Source organism: Acidiphilium iwatense, from assembly GCF_021556475.1.
Classification (GTDB): domain Bacteria; phylum Pseudomonadota; class Alphaproteobacteria; order Acetobacterales; family Acetobacteraceae; genus Acidiphilium; species Acidiphilium iwatense.
Genome location: NZ_JAKGBZ010000005.1, coordinates 1 through 18586 on the forward strand (window position 1 = coordinate 1; position 18586 = coordinate 18586).

15 protein-coding genes and 1 tRNA gene are annotated in these 18586 nt (G+C 63.2%); 9 read left to right on the forward strand and 7 right to left on the reverse strand.

Features of this window, described 5'->3' with window-relative positions; all coding sequences use genetic code 11:
• Positions 1–358: integrase core domain-containing protein (locus L2A60_RS03840; RefSeq protein ID WP_235703050.1), on the forward strand; the 358-nt coding region annotated here is incomplete at its 5' end.
• Between the two features lies 1 nt (position 359).
• Here the strand turns inward: L2A60_RS03840 and L2A60_RS03845 are convergent.
• The 4 genes from L2A60_RS03845 to lepA form a co-directional block, all read right to left on the reverse strand.
• Entirely contained in the window at positions 360–1088 is a 729-nt protein-coding gene (locus L2A60_RS03845; RefSeq protein WP_235703051.1) for a tyrosine-type recombinase/integrase, read from the reverse strand.
• A gap of 170 nt (positions 1089–1258) precedes the next feature.
• Positions 1259–1348, reverse strand: a tRNA-Ser gene (locus L2A60_RS03850).
• A 51-nt stretch (positions 1349–1399) separates the two neighbouring features.
• On the reverse strand, positions 1400–2743 hold the full coding sequence (locus L2A60_RS03855; RefSeq protein ID WP_235703052.1) for a DNA recombination protein RmuC: 1344 nt from the start codon (positions 2741–2743) through the stop codon (positions 1400–1402).
• Positions 2744–2776: 33 nt separating this feature from the next.
• Positions 2777–4582: a translation elongation factor 4 gene (gene lepA / locus L2A60_RS03860; protein ID WP_235703053.1), complete on the reverse strand. Its 1806-nt coding sequence runs from the start codon at positions 4580–4582 to the stop codon at positions 2777–2779.
• A gap of 153 nt (positions 4583–4735) precedes the next feature.
• Here lepA and L2A60_RS03865 point away from each other — a divergent pair, with 153 nt between their 5' ends.
• The 8 genes from L2A60_RS03865 to L2A60_RS03900 all read left to right on the forward strand — a co-directional run bounded on the left by L2A60_RS03865 (position 4736) and on the right by L2A60_RS03900 (position 15766).
• Positions 4736–5509: an ROK family protein gene (locus tag L2A60_RS03865; RefSeq protein ID WP_235703054.1), complete on the forward strand. Its 774-nt coding sequence runs from the start codon at positions 4736–4738 to the stop codon at positions 5507–5509.
• A gap of 166 nt (positions 5510–5675) precedes the next feature.
• Positions 5676–8501, forward strand: coding sequence for a bifunctional transaldolase/phosoglucose isomerase (locus tag L2A60_RS03870; protein WP_235703055.1), 2826 nt, complete (start codon positions 5676–5678; stop codon positions 8499–8501).
• Positions 8502–8518: 17 nt separating this feature from the next.
• On the forward strand, positions 8519–9517 hold the full coding sequence (gnd, locus tag L2A60_RS03875) for a phosphogluconate dehydrogenase (NAD(+)-dependent, decarboxylating) (RefSeq protein WP_235703056.1): 999 nt from the start codon (positions 8519–8521) through the stop codon (positions 9515–9517).
• Positions 9518–9519: 2 nt separating this feature from the next.
• Positions 9520–11130: a glucose-6-phosphate dehydrogenase gene (zwf, locus tag L2A60_RS03880; RefSeq protein WP_235703057.1), complete on the forward strand. Its 1611-nt coding sequence runs from the start codon at positions 9520–9522 to the stop codon at positions 11128–11130.
• Positions 11127–11948: a Cof-type HAD-IIB family hydrolase gene (locus L2A60_RS03885; RefSeq protein WP_235703058.1), complete on the forward strand. Its 822-nt coding sequence runs from the start codon at positions 11127–11129 to the stop codon at positions 11946–11948. Before zwf ends, L2A60_RS03885 begins: the two co-directional genes overlap by 4 nt.
• Entirely contained in the window at positions 11945–12685 is a 741-nt protein-coding gene (gene pgl / locus L2A60_RS03890; RefSeq protein ID WP_235703059.1) for a 6-phosphogluconolactonase, read from the forward strand. The genes L2A60_RS03885 and pgl overlap by 4 nt, the downstream gene beginning before the upstream one ends.
• Positions 12686–12699: 14 nt before the next feature.
• Entirely contained in the window at positions 12700–13971 is a 1272-nt protein-coding gene (gene rpiA, locus L2A60_RS03895) for a ribose 5-phosphate isomerase A (RefSeq protein WP_235703060.1), read from the forward strand.
• 22 nt (positions 13972–13993) lie between these two features.
• Complete coding sequence (locus tag L2A60_RS03900) at positions 13994–15766, forward strand: glycoside hydrolase family 15 protein (RefSeq protein WP_235703061.1); 1773 nt, start codon at positions 13994–13996, stop codon at positions 15764–15766.
• A gap of 7 nt (positions 15767–15773) precedes the next feature.
• On the opposite strand, the gene L2A60_RS03905 is transcribed toward L2A60_RS03900, so the two are convergent.
• From L2A60_RS03905 to L2A60_RS03915, 3 genes are read right to left on the reverse strand one after another with little or no spacing between them, the layout of a single operon-like run.
• Positions 15774–16523: a GDSL-type esterase/lipase family protein gene (locus L2A60_RS03905; protein ID WP_235703062.1), complete on the reverse strand. Its 750-nt coding sequence runs from the start codon at positions 16521–16523 to the stop codon at positions 15774–15776.
• Positions 16520–17695: an MFS transporter gene (locus L2A60_RS03910; protein WP_235703063.1), complete on the reverse strand. Its 1176-nt coding sequence runs from the start codon at positions 17693–17695 to the stop codon at positions 16520–16522. The genes L2A60_RS03905 and L2A60_RS03910 overlap by 4 nt, the downstream gene beginning before the upstream one ends.
• Positions 17695–18543 (reverse strand): undecaprenyl-diphosphate phosphatase, encoded by an 849-nt coding sequence (locus tag L2A60_RS03915; protein ID WP_235703064.1) that lies wholly within the window; start codon positions 18541–18543, stop codon positions 17695–17697. Before L2A60_RS03915 ends, L2A60_RS03910 begins: the two co-directional genes overlap by 1 nt.
• Positions 18544–18586 lie beyond the last annotated feature (43 nt).

The window sequence follows — 18586 nt, forward strand, 5'->3', positions numbered from 1 at the left end:
GCACGATCGCCGCCCGACCCAGCGGAATGGCCTCGTGCATCACAGTGATCGGGGCGTACAGTATGTCTCGATCCGCTACACTGAACGTCTGGCCGAAGCCGGTATCGAACCGTCGGTCGGCAGTGTCGGAGACAGCTACGACAACGCTTTGGCGGAGACCATCAATGGCCTGTTCAAAGCGGAGGTGATCCACCGACGCGGGCCGTGGCGCCATGCCGAAGCGGTCGAATTCGCCACCCTCGAATGGGTGGACTGGTTCAACCACCGGCGTCTCCTCGAGCCGATCGGCAACATCCCACCCGCCGAGGCCGAGGCGCGCTACTATGAACAACTGAACGAGATGGCTATGGTCGCCTGAGTCAAACAAAATGGCCTCCAGGATTCCCGGCGCGGTTCAGGTCAAGCTTCGTGACCGGATGGGCGGGGATCGCTTCCGCTGCGACGAGGGCCTCGCGCACTGATTCGAGATCGACCACGGCCGGCTGCCGTCCCTTTTTCATCGGCGCCATGGCGCCGGCCACGATCGCCGCCGGGTCGGCCTCGGCCAAGCCGCTGCCGATCGCATGGACAAAGACCGCTGACATCCGCTGCCGCACGCGCCGCGCGGTCTCAAGCGCCGGACGCTTTTCGATGCGCCGTATAACCTCAAGAACCATTGGTGCGGTGATCTCACGAATGTCGATGCCGCCAATGGCAGGGAAAACCAGCTTTTCGAGACTGCCGAGCACATCCTCGGTGTGGCGTTCGGTCCAGTGCGGCGCATGGAGGGCGTGCCATTGCCGCGCGACCGCCTCAAACCCGCGATCGCTCGCCTGGGCGTTTGCGCGCATCTGCCGCCGCGTCAGGGACGGGTCACGGCCGCCCCGCAACTCCGCCCGCGCCGCATCCCGCGCATCCCGCGCAGCGGCGAGGCTCACGGCAGGATAGGCACCAAAACTCAACAGCTTCTCGCGGCCCGCGAGCGAGTATCGCATCCGCCAGAGCTTGCTACCGCCGGGTGTCACCTGGACGAACGGGCCACCTGAATCATAGAGCTTGAAGGGCTTCGCGGCAGCAGGTGCCTTGCGCACCGCCGCGTCGGTCAGCATGTGGTAAACCCCGAAAATACCCCATCTCGGATTTCGATACCCCGCATTCTACCCCGCCTTCCATCGCGCTTGCCGCCCATCGGAGCCGATGAACAGCCACACGATAGGCTCAGAAAACAAGGGATTTCAAGGGATTTTTCGATGGTGATCGACAAGGGGCAACCGGGGTCTGGCGGAGGGAGTGGGATTCGAACCCACGGTACGCTTTCACGCACACACGCTTTCCAAGCGTGCGCCATCGACCGCTCGGCCATCCCTCCGGCGCCGGCGCTTCTTAGCCAAAGAAACGCGGCGGCTCAAGCGGGGGCGGGCTATTCCTCGGCGGCGGCTTCGATGCCGAGCAGGGGGGCGGCTTCGATGTAGTCCACTGCTTCGACCGCACGCAGGGTGCGGCCGACGGCGCGGATGCGGATCTGGGTTTTTTCGATATCGCCGCTCATGTCGATTGAGCGTTTGGCGAGTTTTTCCATCGTGTCGCCGAGTTTGCCCCACTCGGCTTTCACCGCGCTCAGGATCTTGCCGATTTCGCCCGCCTTGCGCTCGAGTTGCACGGTGAAATGGCCGACTCGGATGGTATGCAGAAGGGCAGGGAGCAAGCTCGGGCTCTGGATCAGCACACGGGTTTCGCGCTGAATCTGCTCGATCAGCCCTGGTATCCGCGCCACTTCGGCGAACAACCCCTCGCTCGGTAAATAGAGCACCGCGATGTCGGTGGTGCGCGGCGGACGGATATATTTCTGGGCGATCTTCTTCGCCTCCGCCCTGATCCGCGCGCCCAGCGCCACGATCGCGATCTCCTCAGCCACCCGATCCGCCGCCTCCGATGCCAGCAGCAGCCGGTCGTAATCCTCGGTCGGAAACTTCGCATCGATCGGCAGATATACCGGCTGCTCCCCCTCGCGCACCGGCATCCGCAGCGCGAATTCCACCGTCTCCGCACTGTTCGGATCGGCCTTGAAATTCGCCTCGAAGGTGCCCGGCGGCAGGGTATCCTCCATGGTCTGGCGGATCTGCGCCTCGCCCCAGCCGCCGCGCGATTTCACGTTGGCGAACAGGCGTTTGAGATCGCCCACCTGGGTCGCGACGTTCTGCACCTGGCCGATCGCCTGCTGCACCTGGGCGAACTGGTCGGCGACCCGTTGGAAACTCTCGCCGATCCGCTTTTCCAGGGCCGATTGCAGTTGCTCATCGACCGCGAGCCGCATCGCCTCCAGCTTGGCCTCGTTGCCGGCCCGCATTTCGTCGAGTTTCTGCTCCACCCGGCCGCGCAATTTCTCCTGCTCCTCGCGCAGCGCGACGGAGAAACCACCAAAATCGCGCCCCATCCGGTCGGCGAGCTGGGTCTGGCTGTCGGTGAGACGCGCGATCACCGCCAGCGTCTCGTTCAGCGCCTGGGCGCGGCCGGTCTGGGCGGCGCGCTCCGCCTCCGCCAGTTTTTCCGTCATCAGCAGCGAAAGATCGCCGATCGCGCCGTGCAGCCGGCCCAACTGCTCGTTCTGCGCCCGCGCCCCCTCCTGCACCCGCTCGAACGCGGTAATCAATCCGGCGCGCGACTGCTCCGCGATTTCGCTCCGCAGCGTTTCGCTCAGCCCCGCAATCCGCCGGGATTGCAGCGACAGCACCGCCAGCGCCAGCAGCACCAGGAGGAGCAACAACAACAAAATCCCGGCATCGAGGAGGAGCAAAACTCAGGCGTCCATCTTCAACGCGGCGAGGAACGCGGTCTGCGGAATTTCGACCTTGCCGAACTGGCGCATCCGCTTCTTGCCCTCTTTCTGCTTGTCCAGCAGCTTGCGCTTGCGGCTGATATCGCCGCCGTAGCACTTCGCGGTCACATCCTTCGACAGTGCGCCGATCGTCTCGCGCGCGATCACCCGCCCGCCGATCGCCGCCTGGATCGCGATCTTGAACAACTGCTTGGGGATCAGATCCTTCAGCTTGGCGCAGATCGCCCGGCCGCGCGTCTCGGCGACCGAACGATGGGCGATGAAGGCGAGTGCATCGACCGGCTCCAGATTGACCAGGATCGAGATTTTCACCAGCTCGCCCTCGACGTAATCGTCCATCTGGTAATCGAAGCTCGCATAGCCGCGCGAGACCGATTTCAGCCGATCGTAGAAATCGAACACCACCTCGTTCAGCGGCAGCCGATACACCGCCATCGCCCGATTGCCCACATAGGTCAGATCCGCCTGCTGGCCGCGCCGCTCGTTGCACAGGGTCAGCACCGCGCCGAGATAATCGTCCGGCACCATGATCGTCGCCTTGATCCACGGCTCCTCGATATGATCGATCACCGATCCGTCCGGCATGTCGGCCGGGTTGTGCAGCTCCATGGTCTCGCCATTGGTCTTGTGCAGCCGATACACCACCGAAGGCGCGGTCGCGATCAGATCGAGGTCGAATTCACGCGACAGGCGCTCCTGGATGATCTCCAGATGCAGCAATCCCAGGAATCCGCAGCGGAATCCGAAGCCCAGGGCCGCCGAGGTTTCCGCCTCGTAGTGGAAACTCGCGTCATTCAGCCGCAGCTTGCCCAGGCTGTCGCGCAGTTTCTCGAAATCGTCCGCATCGACCGGGTACAGCCCGCACCACACGACGGGAATCGACGGCTTGAAGCCAGGCAGCGCCTCGGCCGAGGGGTGCCGATCGTCGGTGATCGTGTCGCCCACGTTGCAATCAGCCACCGTCTTGATCGCGGCGGTGATGAAACCGATTTCGCCCGGCCCCAGATCCGCCTCCGCGCGCAATTTCGGCGCGAACACCCCAACCTGATCGATCGTATGCACTGCCCCGGTGGACATCATGCGGATGCGCTGGCCGCGTTTCAGCCGGCCGTTCTTCACCCGCACCAGGATGATCACGCCGAGGTACTGGTCGTACCAGCTATCCACCAGCAGCGCGGTCAGCGGCGCATCGGCATCGCCCACCGGCGGCGGCAGCCGCGTCACCAGCGCTTCCAGCACGGCTTCGATGTTCAACCCGGTCTTGGCGGAAATTTCCACCGCATCCGACGCATCCAGCCCGATCACGTCCTCGATCTGCTGCTTGACCCGCTCGGGTTCGGCCGCCGGCAGGTCGATCTTGTTGAGCACCGGCACGATCTCGTGATGCGCGTCGATCGCCTGATACACGTTCGCAAGGGTCTGCGCCTCGACGCCCTGCGAGGCATCGACCACCAGCAGCGACCCCTCGCACGCGGCGAGGCTGCGGCTCACCTCATAGGCGAAATCGACATGGCCGGGCGTGTCCATCAAATTCAGCGTGTAGGTCCTGCCGTCCTTCGCGGGGTAGGACAGCCGCACCGTCTGCGCCTTGATGGTGATGCCGCGCTCCTTCTCGATATCCATGGTGTCGAGCACCTGCTCGGTCATTTCGCGCGCGGTCAGCGCGCCGGTGGCCTGGATCAGCCGGTCGGCCAGGGTCGATTTGCCATGGTCGATATGGGCGATGATCGAGAAATTGCGGATGAGTTCGGTAGGGGTCGCGGTCATACGCGCCCTTTAGTCCAGTTTCGCTTCCGTGTCAGCGCCGCTCCGTCCGGCGTGCCGGGGTGACGATTCCGCGACGCAATTGAAAAGAGTGGCGGAACGCGCCAGATTGTTCCGCGTGCGCCTTCAGGCGCATTATTAGCCGGGGATGGAACCATGGACCGATCGACGAGCCAGGCAACGCACCGGGCCGACGCCAAGCAACCTGGCACGGCGCAGCTCCGTACCCTGTGTGTCGATGTCGGCGGCAGCCATGTCAAGGCCGCGATCGTCGGCCAGGATTCGACTGAACTGACCGATCAGGTCAGGGTGGTCACCCCGCTCGGCGGCGCGCCTTCGGTCCTGGTTGAAACCATCGCCGCGCTGGCCGCCCCGCTCGGCGGGTTCGACCGGGTTTCGGTCGGGTTTCCCGGCGCGGTGCGCGATGGACTCATCTTGACGGCGCCCAATCTCGGCGGCGCCGAATGGCACGGATTCCGGCTGGTGGAAAAATTGTCGGCCCGGCTCGGCCGTCCGGTGCGGCTCGCCAACGACGCGACGGTGCAGGGCCTCGGCGCCATCTCCGGGCGTGGGCTCGAATGCACCATCACGCTCGGCACCGGCATGGGGTTCGCGCTGTTCAGCAACGGCGAACCCGCGCCGCATCTGGAACTCGGCCAGCACATCGCGCGCAACAAGCGCAGCTACGATCATTACGTGGGCGAAGCCGCCTTGAAGGTCGATGGCGCAGGCAAATGGAACAAGCACGTGCAGAAGGTCATCGAGGCGCTGCGCGTCCTGGTCAATTTCGACATGCTCTATATCGGCGGCGGCAATACGAAGCGGATCGGCTTCGACCTGCCCGCTGACGTCCACCTGGTCTCGAACGAGACCGGCATCACCGGCGGGATCAGGTTGTGGGACGGTGTTCCGGGGCAGCTAGACGCATGATCGCCCCCGCGTTCACGATACGGTCAGGAACGCCCGACCCCGCCCGACATCGCGTGACATCAGTGGCCGCCCGCCCCATCTGTCCTGACGGATGATCGGGAGGGAGGCCGCGTCCAACCGAAACGATCGACATCCACGCCTTCTGCTATCTGCTAGGAGATTCATGATGAATGCCCTGAAACAACTCGCCGAGACCGGCCAGGCGCCGTGGCTCGATTTCGTCCAGCGCCATCTGATCCAACAGGGCGACCTCAAAACCCTGATCGAGCGGGACGGGCTGAAGGGCGTCACCTCCAACCCATCGATCTTCGAAAAAGCCATCGCCGGCTCGAAGGATTACGGCGATGATCTCGCCGCGTTCCTCAAGCACGCCGATCATGGTCCGATGGCGATCTACGAGCATCTCGCCATCGCCGACATCAAGGAAGCGGCCGATGTCCTGCTTCCCGTGTTCAAAGAAACCAAGGGCCGCGACGGCTTCATCAGCCTGGAGGTTTCGCCCTATCTCGCGAACGACACCGAAGCCACCATCGCCGAAGCGCGGCGCCTGTGGAAAGCGGTCGGCAAGCCCAATCTGATGGTCAAGGTGCCGGCCACCACGGCCGGAATCCCGGCGATCCGCACCCTGATCGGCGAGGGGCTGTCGATCAACGTAACCCTGCTGTTCGCCGTGCCGGTCTACGAGGAGGTGGCGAAAGCCTATATCGCCGGGCTCGAGCATTTCGCCGGACAGGGCGGCGATGTTTCCAAAGTCGCCAGCGTCGCCAGCTTCTTCGTCAGCCGGATCGACAACGTCATCGACAAGCAGCTTCAGGCGAAAATCGATGCCGGCGACACCGCGCTGAAACCGCTGCTCGGCAAAGCCGCCATCGCCAATGCGAAAGTCGCCTATGAGAGATACAAGAAGCTGTTTTCCGGCAAGGCGTGGGATGCGCTCGCCGCCAAGGGGGCCCACACCCAGCGGCTGCTCTGGGCCTCGACCAGCGTGAAAAACCCCACCTATCCCGACACGCTCTATGTCGAAACCTTGATCGGCCGCGACACCGTCAACACCATGCCGCCGGCGACGATGGATGCGTTCCGCGACCACGGCAAAGTTGTGCCCGATGCGGTCGAACAGGATCTCGCCGGCGGCAGGGCAATCCTGAAATCGCTCGAAAAATCCGGCATTTCTCTCGAAAAAGTCACCGCCGATCTGGTGGTGGACGGGGTGAAGCAATTCGCTGATGCGTTCGACAAGCTGCTCGGCGCGGTGGCCGAAAAGCGCGCGGCGTCGGTCTCGGTGAACAAGGCGACCGTCGAGACCGACGATGCGCTCAAATCCGCAATCGCGGCAGAGCAGAAACAATGGCTCGCGGAAGGCAAAATCCGCAAATTATGGGAAGGCGATAAATCGGTCTGGACCGGCAAGGACGAAGATCACTGGCTCGGCTGGCTCGATATCGTCAGGCATGAACACGACCATGTCGGCACGCTGGCGCGCTTCGCCGAGGCGGTGAAATCCGGCGGATTCGCGCATCTCGTTCTGCTCGGCATGGGCGGGTCGAGCCTCGGGCCGGAAGTGCTGGCAAAGAGCTTCGGTCACCATGCGGGCTGGCCACGCTTTCACATGCTCGACAGCACCGATCCCGCGCAAATCCGCACGCTCGAACGCACGCTCGATCTCAAGAAAACCATGTTCATCGTGTCGTCGAAATCGGGCAGCACGCTGGAGCCGAACATCTTTCTCGCCTATTTCAAGGCGCGCATGATCGAGACGGTCGGCGACGCCCATTGGGCCGAGCATTTCATCGCCGTCACCGATCCGGGTTCCGCGCTCGAAGCCGAGGCCAGGAAGGATCGTTTCGCCCATATTTTCCATGGCGTGAAATCGATCGGCGGGCGCTATTCGGTGCTGTCGAAATTCGGCCTGGTTCCCGCCGCCGCCATGGGAATCGACGTGGCGCGGTTCCTGGAAATCACCGCCCACATGGTCACCGGTTGCGGCGCCAATGTTCCGGTGGACCAGAACCCCGGCGCGGAACTCGGCCTGCTGCTGGGCATCGCCGCCAAGCAGTTCAAGCGCGACAAGGTCACCATCATCGCCTCGCCGAAAATCGCCGATCTCGGCGCCTGGCTTGAGCAGTTGATCGCGGAGTCCACGGGCAAGCAGGGTCACGGCCTGATCCCGCTCGACAGTGAACCGCTGGGCGATGTCAGCGTCTATGGCAAGGATCGCGTGTTCGCCTATCTCGTTCTCGACGGTAATGAGCAGAAGGCGCAATCCGTTCATGTCGCGGCCCTGGCGAAAGCGGGGCATCCGGTGGTGCGTATCGCGGTGCGCGATGTCGCGCATATCGGGCAGGAATTTTTCCGTTGGGAAATCGCAACTGCCGTCGCGGGTGCGATCATCGGCATCAACCCGTTCGACCAGCCGGATGTCGAAGCCAGCAAGATCAAAACCCGTGCCCTGACTGACGCTTATGAAAAATCCGGCGGCGTCGCGCAGAACGAGCCGGTGTTCCGCGCGAACGGCGTCGCGATCCATGCCGACGCGAAGAATGCCGAAGCACTCGGCCGGCATAATTCGCTCGCGACATATCTTGCGAAGCATTTCGGCCGCGCCCACGCCGGCGACTACATCGCCATCCTCGCCTATATCGAGCGCAACGAGGCGCACGGCAAAGCGTTGGAGGCGATCCGAACCCGGCTGCGCGACGCACGCAAAGTCGCCACCTGCCTTGGTTTCGGGCCGCGCTTTTTGCATTCGACGGGCCAGGCCTATAAGGGTGGACCGAACAGCGGCGTGTTCCTGCAAATCACTGCGGACGATGCGCATGATCTTCCGGTTCCCGGCCACTCCTATAGTTTCGGCCAGGTCAAGGCCGCGCAAGCCCAGGGCGATCTCAGCGTCCTGGTCGAGCGCGGCCGGCGCGTTCTGCGCGTTCACCTGAAAGATGTCGGCACGGGCTTGAAGGAATTGCAACAGGCCGTCGACCACGCATTCCATTAACGGAGCGGAGCAAGAATATGAAAATCGGAATCGTCGGCCTTGGCCGCATGGGGGCCAATATCTCGCGTCGTCTGATGCGTGCAGAACACGAGTGCGTGGTGTTCGACAAATCCGCTGACACGGTCAAGGATCTTCAGAAAGACGGCGCAACCGGCGTCGGTGATCTTGCCGCGATGATCAAGGCGCTGGAGGCACCGCGCGCGGTGTGGGTCATGCTGCCGTCGGGACATATCACCGAGGAAACCATCGAAGCCCTCGCCGGGCTGATGGATAAGGACGACGTCATCATCGATGGCGGCAATACCTTCTACAAGGACGATATCCGCCGCGCGGCCACGCTCAGGAAAAAATTCATTCATTATCTCGATGTCGGAACTTCCGGCGGGATCTGGGGCATCGAGCGCGGCTATTGCATGATGATCGGAGGCGAGGCCGATGTGGTGAAACGGCTCGATCCGATTTTCAAGTCCCTGGCACCCGGCATCGGCACGATCGAGAAAACCCCCGATCGCGACGGGAAAGACCCCCGCGCCGAGCAGGGCTACATCCATGCCGGCCCGGTCGGTGCCGGGCATTTCGTGAAAATGGTCCATAATGGCATCGAATACGGCTTGATGCAGGCCTATGCGGAAGGTTTCGACGTCCTGCGCAACAAATTCTCGACCGATCTGCCCGAAGACCATCGCTTCGAGCTCAATCTGGCGGACATCGCCGAGGTGTGGCGGCGCGGCAGCGTGGTCTCGTCCTGGCTGCTCGACCTGACCGCCTCGGCTCTGGCCAAGGACGAACAACTCACCAACTATACCGGCTATGTCGAGGATTCCGGCGAAGGCCGCTGGACCATCGAGGCCGCCATCGAAGAAGCCGTGCCCGCCGAGGTTCTGACAGCTTCGCTGTTCGCCCGCTTCCGCTCGCGCAAGGAACACACTTTCGGCGAAAAAATGCTCTCGGCGATGCGCCAGGGTTTCGGTGGTCACATCGAACAAGGTCACGACACTGGCAAAAAGGGAAGCTGACCATGACGGCGATGGCCAATCATCCGCTGCGCGACGACGCGACCACGCAACAGCCCAGTTCGACGAAACCGCCCGGTCCGTGCAGCGTCGTCATTTTCGGCGCCGGGGGCGATCTCACCAAGCGCCTGCTGGTTCCGGCCCTCTACAACCTCGCGCATACCGGGCTGATTCCCGAGAAATTCGTCTTGATCGGCGCGGATATCGCCAAACGCAGCGCCGATGACTGGAAAAACTCGCTGCACAAGACGCTGGAAAGCTTCATTGGCGACCCCAACGCCGAAGACCAGATCAAGAAAATCGACGAGAATACCTGGAGCAAATTTGCCGGTCACCTTTCCTACGTCCAGGGTGATTTCACCGATGCCGCGTTCTATCAGGCGCTGAAACAGGAATTGGAATCGCTCGAATCCCAGCACGGCACCGGCGGCAACCGGCTGTTCTACCTCGCCGTGGCGGACCGGTTCTTCGGCACCATCGTCGAGCATTTGGGTGAAGCCGGGCTGGTTCACGAGAAAGACGATGCTGCCATCGATGCGCCATGGTGCCGTGTGGTCATCGAAAAACCTTTTGGCCACAGCTACGCCTCGGCCCAGGCGCTGAATACGCAGATCCTCGGCATCCTGAAGGAGCGCCAGATCTATCGCATTGACCATTTCCTCGGCAAGGAAACGGTGCAGAACATCATGGCACTGCGCTTTGGCAACGGGATGTTCGAGCCGATCTGGAACCGCGACCGGATCGATCATGTGCAGATCACCGTCGCAGAGACCGTGGGCGTCGAAGGGCGCGGTAAATTCTACGAACAGACCGGTGCATTACGCGACATGGTGCCGAACCACGTGTTCCAGTTGCTCGCCATGGTGACGATCGAACCGCCCATCGGGTTCAAGCCGGAAGCGATCCGCGACAAAAAATACGAGTTGTTCGCCGCGATCGAGACATTGACCGAAACCGATGCGGTGCGCGGCCAGTATGGCCCCGGCACGGTCGCCGGCAAACAGGTCATCGGCTATCGCGACGAGCCGGATGTCGCAAAAGACTCTGCCATCGAAACCTATGTGGCGATGCGACTGAAAATCAACAACTGGCGCTGGGCCGGCGTGCCGTTCTACATCCGCACCGGCAAGCACATGCCCCAGCGGATGAGCGAAATTGCCATCCGCTTCAAGAAGGCGCCTCTGGCGGCGTTCCAGGGCACCTCGCTCGACACCATGCCGCCGAACTGGCTGGTGCTGCGCATCCAGCCGGATGAGGGCATTTCGCTGCAGTTCGAGGTCAAGCGCCCCGGCCAGGCGATGCGCCTCGCTCCGGTGAAAATGGATTTCCGCTATCGCGACTGGTTTGCGCCGGAACCCAATGTCGGCTATGAAACCCTGCTGTATGACTGCATGATCGGCGATCAGACTTTGTTCCAGCGCGCCGACATGGTGGAGGAAACCTGGCGCGTCGTGCAACAGGTCCTCGATCGCTGGGCTGCGACGAAGCCGAGCGATTTTCCGAATTATGCTTCGGGCAGTCCGGGCCCGGATGCGGCGGATCGCCTGCTGTCGGACGACGATGCCGGGCGCCGCTGGCGCGATGTCGCCCTGCCCAAGACGGGGGGGCGCTCATGAGCCGCAAAATCGAGCTGGTTCTCGCCGATGTCGACGGCACCCTGGTCACCAACGAAAAGGAACTCACCGAGGGGGCGAAACGCGCGGTTGCCGATCTGCACAAAGCCGGCATCAAATTCGCGATCACCAGCGGAAGGCCGCCGCGCGGCATGGCGATGGTCAGCAAGCCACTCGGCATCGACACGCCGATCGCCGGTTTCAATGGCGGCGTGCTGATCGCGCCCGATCTCAAAACGGTGATCGACAGTCATGATCTTCCGAGCGAGGTCATCAAGCGCGCGATCGATTTGCTCGGCGAGCACGATCTCGATGCGTGGGTCTATACCAAAAGGCGCTGGCTGGTGCGCGATAAGTTGGCACCGCATGTCGATCGCGAGGCGCGCACGGTGCAGTTCGATCCCGAAATCATCGAGGATTTTTCCGCCGACGATTTGAAAACCGTGGTCAAGATCGTCGGCGTCACCGATGACCATGAAAAAATGCAGCAGGCTCTGAAGGCCGCTCAGGACGAATTCGGCGACAATGTCGCGGCCTCCTGTTCGCAGCCTTATTATCTCGACATCACCAACGCAAAAGCCAACAAGGGTGCGGTGGTCGATTCGCTGTCCCGTATTCTCAAGATCGAGCCGGACCACATCGCCACGATCGGCGACATGCCGAACGATGTCAGAATGTTCAAGCGCAGCGGCGTGTCGATCGCAATGGGCAATGCCGATGACACGGTCAAGGCACACGCGAAATTCGCCACTGACAGCAATGAGCATGATGGATTCGCGAAGGCGATACGGCGCTTCGTGCTCGACGGAGACGGCGCATGAAACCGGTGCTGGGCGAGATTCTGGTCGTTCCCGATGCCGAGGCTTTCGCGGAAGCCGGCGCAAAACTGTTCGCCGATGCGGCGATGGTGGCGCCAGACCGCTTCGTCGCCGGACTTGCCGGCGGCTCGACGCCGAAATCACTCTACGAACGGCTCGCCGTCGCACCCTATCGGCAGCAGATCAGATGGTCGGCGATTGACTTCGTGCTCGGCGACGAGCGTTTCGTCTCCCCGGACGATGACGACAGCAACCTTCACATGGTCCGCAATTCGCTGTTCGACCGGCTCGATCATGAAAAGCCGCGAATCCATCCGGTGCCGTTCGAGGGTTTGACGGTGAACGAGGCCGCCATAGCTTATGAAAAAACCCTGAAATCCCTCTACGGTTCGGAAAGCTTGGCACCGGATCGGAAATTTTTCGATATTTGCTTTCTCGGCATGGGTGATGACGGCCATACCGCATCCTTGCTGCCAGGCCAGCCAAAACTGCTCGACGAGAAAAAACGCTGGGTCCTGCCGGTCACCGAAGGGCGCCCGGAATCGCGCGTCACCCTGACATATCCGGTGCTCGAAAGTGCTGAACTGGTCGTGTTCGTCGTCTCGGGCGGGGGAAAACGCGCGATGCTGGATCGTATCCTGAGCGGCGAAGAGCGCGAGGTTCCGGCGGCAAGGCTGCGTCCCCAGGGACGCCTGCTATGGCTGGCCGATCGTGCCGCCGCCGGGCGCTGGGCGGATTGATCGAAGCAATCCGCATGACCACACAGGACGATCAAAAACGCGCGGCCGCGCGCGAGGCGGCGAAACTGGTCGAACCCGGAATGCGGCTCGGACTCGGCACCGGCTCGACCATCGCGCATTTTCTCGATGCCTTGGCGGAGCGGGTAAAAACCGAAAACATCGATCACGCCTGCGTGGCGACATCAGTGACAACCGAGCGCCGCGCCGCCGAACTCGGCATCAAGGTGACAGCACTCGATGGCGTGCTTGACCTTGCGGTCGATGGCGCCGACGAGGTCGAATTCGGCAGCCTGCACCTCATCAAGGGATTGGGCGGCGCGCTGTTGCGCGAAAAGCAGATCGCCGAATCCTCCCACCGCTTCGTCGTCATCGCCGATCAGGGTAAGCTGGTCTCGCGCCTGGGTGAGCGCTCGAAACTGCCTGTCGAAATCGTGAATTTCGCGGTCGCGCGAACCCTCGCACGCATCGGCGAACTGGGCTTGCTTGCCGAACCGCGCAAACAGGCGAATGGCAAGGCCTTCATCTCCGACAACGGCAATGTCATCGCCGACTGTGTGCTTCCAGGACGGATCGATGCGGTGGCGCTCGATCGGGCTTTGAAATCGATTGCCGGCGTGGTCGAAACCGGGCTGTTCACCGCCGGCTGCGATTGCGCGATCATCGGCTATGACGATGGCAGCACACGCTGTTTCGAGGGTGACGTTTTCGCGAAGCTCGGTGTCTCCACCATGATCGCGACTTTGCGCGCACTGCGTCTGCAGCACCTTGCGCACAAACCGCTGCTCGCCGTGATGGGGGTTTCCGCCTCGGGCAAAAGCACGATCGGAGCGATGCTTGCCGGCGTGCTCGGCGTGCCGTTCCGCGATGGCGACGATCTGCATCCCGCATCGAACCGACGGAAGATGCACGAAGGCAAGCCGCTCGACGATAACGACCGGATGCCCTGGCTGCACCGCATCGCGCTGGAACTGCGCGGCTGGCGGGATGCCGGATCGGGTGGCGTCATTGTCAGTTCTCTTCTGACACGATGCTATCGCGATTTTGTGCGTGGCGGATCAGACGATGTGACCCTGATTCATCTCGACGGCGATCGCGATCTGCTGGCCGATCGCATCGCAAATCGTCACGGGCATTTCATGCCGGCGAAACTGCTCGACAGCCAGTTTGCCACACTGGAACTGCCCGGCGAGGGCGAGAACGCGATCGTGGTGAAGGTGGACGCGTCGCCCATCGAGATCGTCAGGGATATCGTGGAGCGGCTCGCCGCGCGTGATGCCCGCTCCTGACTTAATTGAAGGATAATGACGGATGGCTCTTCGGATCGAGGATTACGCGCTGATCGGCGACCGGCAGACCACGGCTCTGGTCGGTAAGGATGGTTCGATCGATTGGCTGTGCCTGCCGAGATTCGATTCCGACGCCTGTTTCGCGGCGCTGCTGGGAACCCGCGACAATGGCCGCTGGCTGATCGCCCCGGCCGACCCGATCAAAGAAACCAGCCGCCGTTACCGCGACGATACGCTGGTGCTGGAGACCGACATGCATACCGATACAGGTGCCGTGCGCCTGACCGATTGCATGGTGCCGCATCCGCACGATACCACGCGCATGGTGCGTCTGGTCACCGGGCTTTCCGGCAGCGTCGAGATGCGGCTGGAACTCGTTTTCCGCTTCGGCTTCGGCCGGGTGGTGCCCTGGGTGCGCCGTATGCCAGGCCATGAGGGGATCGTGGCGATCGCCGGGCCGGACATGGCGGTCGTGTGGTCCGACGTGCCGCTCGAAGGGCAGAACCAGCACACCGAAGCACGGTTCACCGTCGAAGCCGACCAAACCGTCGCCTTCGCGCTGGAATGGCTGCCCTCGCACCGTCATGTGCCGAAATCGTTCGATCCAGCGCACAGCGTCGAACTCGCGACCCAAAAATGGCAAAAATGGACTCAGAGAGCGCCGGTCAAGGGGCGCTGGGCGGAAATCGTGAAGCGCTCGCTGATCACGCTGAAAGCGCTGACCCATTGGGAGACCGGCGGCATCGTCGCGGCGGCGACGTGCTCGCTGCCCGAGGAAATCGGCGGCGAACGCAACTGGGACTATCGCTATTGCTGGCTGCGCGACGCGAGCTTCACCCTCCAGGCCCTGATGAATGCGGGGTACCGCGACGAGGCAAGCGCCTGGCGCCACTGGCTCGACCGCGCGGTCGCCGGCAGCGCCGCCGACATCCAGATCATGTACGGCATCGCCGGCGAAAGACGGCTTGCCGAATGGCGGGTCGATTGGCTCTGTGGTTATGAAAATTCACGGCCCGTCAGGGTCGGCAATGCCGCCGCCGAGCAGCGTCAGCTCGATGTCTACGGCGAAATGATGAACACGCTGTATCAGGCGCATCGCGGTGGCCTGAAGCACGATCAGAACAGTTGGGAACTGCGCTGCAATCTCCTTGATGATCTCGAAAAATTCTGGGCCGCGCCGGACGAAGGCATCTGGGAGGTGCGCGGCGGGCGCCAGCAATTTGTACATTCCAAGGTGATGGCCTGGGTGGCGTTCGATCGGGCGATCCGTTCGGTCGAGGAATTCGGCTATGACGGACCGGCGGAGCACTGGCGTAAAATCCGTCAGGACATTCACGATCAGGTCTGCGCCCAGGGATTCGACGTTTCGAGAAACACGTTCACCCAGGTCTATGGCTCCAGGACGCTCGATGCCAGCCTGTTGCTTCTGGCCGTGGTGGGATTTCTGCCGCCCGACGATCCACGCATCATCGGCACCGTCGCAGCCATCGAACGCGATCTGTTGCAGGACGGATTTGTCCGCCGCTACGACACCGATACCGGCAAGGATGGTCTTTCCGGTACCGAAGGCGTGTTCCTCGCGTGCAGTTTCTGGCTGGTTGATAATTACGCGCTCATGGGCCGCAAGCACGACGCCGAAACCCTGTTCGAAAAACTGATCGCGCTGCGCAACGACGTCGGGCTGTTTGCCGAAGAATACGACACCGCGCGGCAGCGCCAGATCGGCAATTTCCCACAGGCCTTCACCCATGTCGCCCTGGTCAATTCGGCGATGCGCCTCAGCGCGATGGATTGACCACCTATTATTGCATCAGCCGTTCGACGGTCGGCTGCAGCGCATGCGCGATCCGCCGCATCCCCGCCGCGTCCGGGTGCAGTGCCGGCTGCGGCGGATGCAATTTCGGATCGACATAAAGTAAGGCGTCGGGTTTGCCGTCATGCTCCAGCACGGCGCCGACATCGCGGAACGTCACCACCGGACTGTGTGCATAAATACCCGCAAGCTCGGCGTTGATTTTCACCGTCTCCGCCGAAATCCACGCCGAGCGGATCGATGGCAGAATGCCGAGCAGCAGAATTTTCGCTCCCGGCACGCGGCGATGCAGATTATTCACCACCGCCTCGATCCCCGGCACGGTCAGATGCGCGCCCCAATGCGTCGCACCCAGATTGTTCGCCCCGATCAGAACGATCACCAGCTTGGGGTGCAGCCCATTGAATTCGCCATGATCGAGCCGCCAGATCACGCTCGCCGTGGTGTCGCCGATCAGCCCGAAATCGAGCGGATTGTACCGTCCGTAATAGCGGTTCCACACCGGCAGAACATCCTCGAACCGCGCCGGTCCGGTGCGCTGCCAGTACTGGGTGATCGAATCTCCCAGCCATACTAACTTTGCGTCAGGATCGGCGTGCGCCTCGCGCAGCGTCGTTTCGAATCGCGCGCGCCACCACGGCAAATCGGTCCGCCCGATCGGTACCGCGGCAAGATTGATCCCGGCACGGGCCGCGATCGGCAGTGCGAGCGAAAGGCCAAGCAAAAATCGACGGATCATGGCGGCCTCGACGGATCATGCGCACCGAACACGCGCGGATAGAGAAACAGATACGCTCCCTGAAACAACCCCGCGAGCAAAAACGGTGCGGCAAGCGCGCCCGACTCGAACAACACCCCGGCGAGCGCGGGGGCGATGCCGCGTGGCACCATCACCGAAATACTGTTCACGCTCGCGGCGAGGCCGCGCCGCTCGTCGCCGACCAGCCCGAGCGCCACGGCCTGCCGCGCTCCTGCGGTGCCGCGATTGAACGCCGAGCGCAGCGCATAGATCGCGGTCGCGGTCGCGAAACTCGGCGCGAAGGGCAAGGCGAACAGGCTTGCCAGCCCGATGCCGCGCATCAGCACCACCGCCCGCACCACGCCCAGCCGGCGGGTCAGCGCCCCGGTGGTTACCGAGGCAATCCCACCGGCGGCGAAGGCCACGGCCAGCGCCGGGCCGATCGTGCCAGCCGTCGCATGGAACTTGGCCGCGAACCACCAGGACATGAACGGCCCACTCAATCCGATTCCCGTGCCGTTGAGGATGTTCAGCCCGGCCAGCCGCCACAGCAGGCCATTCTCGCCGCGCGTCGCCGCGGCTTGGCCCGACCGTGCGGGCACGGCACCGCGCGGCGGGTCCGGGGTGACGATGAGCAGAGCCGCCGCGATCAGCGCCGCCACCAGCGGCAGCAGGAACAGCTCCTGCCGCGCGCCGACCACACCCGCCAGCACCGCCCCGGTCGCCATGCCGAAAAATCCGATCGCGATGTTGAACGACAGCACCGCTCCGAAATCGCGCCTCTCGATGAACCCCGAGAGCCACGATTGTTCGGCGGGACCGAACGGTCCCGCCGCGCCATTGGCGCCGCGCCCGAATCCACCGATCACGGCGGCGAAAGCCAGCGGCCAGGTCGCGTGGCTCGCCAGCGCGATCACCGCGGCAAGCGCCGAAATCGCTTCGTAGACCAGAACGAACCGCTTGCGCCCGAGCCGGTCGCTCGCCGGGCCGATCGCCGCCGTCAGCATCACGGTGAACAGCACGGCAACGGCAAACACCACGCCGAGAAACGCCGCACTCCAGCCGAGCCTGGTCGCATAAAGCGCGAAATCGACCACCAGCGCACCCTGGGCGATGCTGCGGGAAAACCGCGCCGCCATCAGGCGTTTCGCCTCGGGGCGGATCGGCGGCATCAGGCTCCGATCGACAGCAGAACGAGGCTCAACACCCCGAACGCCGCGCAATATCCGGCGAACGGTCCCAGCGCCCAGCGGTCATGGCCGCGGAAATAGCGCATCAGGAACGCGGTCGAGAGAAACGCGACCACGCCGGCTACCACCGCCGCCAGCACCGACAGCCCGAGCATCCCGCTCATCGCCGCGTGATGATGAATCAGCTTCGGCACCTCGATCACCGTCGCCCCCGCGATCACCGGGGTCGCCATCAGAAACGCGAAGCGCGCCGCCGCCTCGTGGTCGATCCCGCGCGTCAGCCCGCCGACGATCGCCGCTCCCGAACGCGACAGTCCGGGCAGAAACGCGAGGCACTGGAACAGCCCGATGATGAACGCATCGCCCAGCGTGAGCTGCCCGATCCCGAAATCCCGCCCCACCTTGCGCCGGCGCAGCCTTTCGCCGCCCAGCAGCAGGATCGCATTGGCGATCAGGAATCCCGCCGCGATCATCGGCGTCGCGAACAGATGCTGGATCGGCTTTTTCAACGCGAATCCGATCACCACGGCGGGAATCGTCGCGATCACCAGCCGCAGCAGCAGCCCGCGCTGCGCATCCACCGCGCGCGCCTCACCCCGGCCGAGCAGCCCCATCAGCATCGCCCACCAGTCGCGCCAGAAATACAGCAGCAGCGCCGTCGCGGTGCCGACATGCAGCATCACCACGAAAGGCAGGAAGGACGGCGCGTGCTGGTCCACGTGCCAGTGCAGCAGCGCGGGCACGATCACCGCATGGCCCAGGCTGGAGACGGGGAATAATTCGGTGGCGCCCTGCATCAGGGCGAACAGTACGGCGATCGACGGGGTCATGACGGCTCCGGGAAATTGTGCGCCTTCAGTGGCAAAGCCTCGG

Bases quoted from the DNA above. Each gene is read 5' to 3' on its own strand.
- L2A60_RS03845 (WP_235703051.1), bottom strand. From the start codon at position 1,088: ATGCTGACCGACGCGGCGGTGCGCAAGGCACCTGCTGCCGCGAAGCCC.
- lepA (WP_235703053.1), bottom strand. From the start codon at position 4,582: ATGACCGCGACCCCTACCGAACTCATCCGCAATTTCTCGATCATCGCC.
- L2A60_RS03865 (WP_235703054.1), top strand. From the start codon at position 4,736: ATGGACCGATCGACGAGCCAGGCAACGCACCGGGCCGACGCCAAGCAA.
- L2A60_RS03870 (WP_235703055.1), top strand. From the start codon at position 5,676: ATGAATGCCCTGAAACAACTCGCCGAGACCGGCCAGGCGCCGTGGCTC.
- gnd (WP_235703056.1), top strand. From the start codon at position 8,519: ATGAAAATCGGAATCGTCGGCCTTGGCCGCATGGGGGCCAATATCTCG.
- zwf (WP_235703057.1), top strand. From the start codon at position 9,520: ATGACGGCGATGGCCAATCATCCGCTGCGCGACGACGCGACCACGCAA.
- L2A60_RS03885 (WP_235703058.1), top strand. From the start codon at position 11,127: ATGAGCCGCAAAATCGAGCTGGTTCTCGCCGATGTCGACGGCACCCTG.
- pgl (WP_235703059.1), top strand. From the start codon at position 11,945: ATGAAACCGGTGCTGGGCGAGATTCTGGTCGTTCCCGATGCCGAGGCT.
- rpiA (WP_235703060.1), top strand. From the start codon at position 12,700: ATGACCACACAGGACGATCAAAAACGCGCGGCCGCGCGCGAGGCGGCG.
- L2A60_RS03900 (WP_235703061.1), top strand. From the start codon at position 13,994: ATGGCTCTTCGGATCGAGGATTACGCGCTGATCGGCGACCGGCAGACC.
- L2A60_RS03905 (WP_235703062.1), bottom strand. From the start codon at position 16,523: ATGATCCGTCGATTTTTGCTTGGCCTTTCGCTCGCACTGCCGATCGCG.
- L2A60_RS03910 (WP_235703063.1), bottom strand. From the start codon at position 17,695: ATGCCGCCGATCCGCCCCGAGGCGAAACGCCTGATGGCGGCGCGGTTT.
- L2A60_RS03915 (WP_235703064.1), bottom strand. From the start codon at position 18,543: ATGACCCCGTCGATCGCCGTACTGTTCGCCCTGATGCAGGGCGCCACC.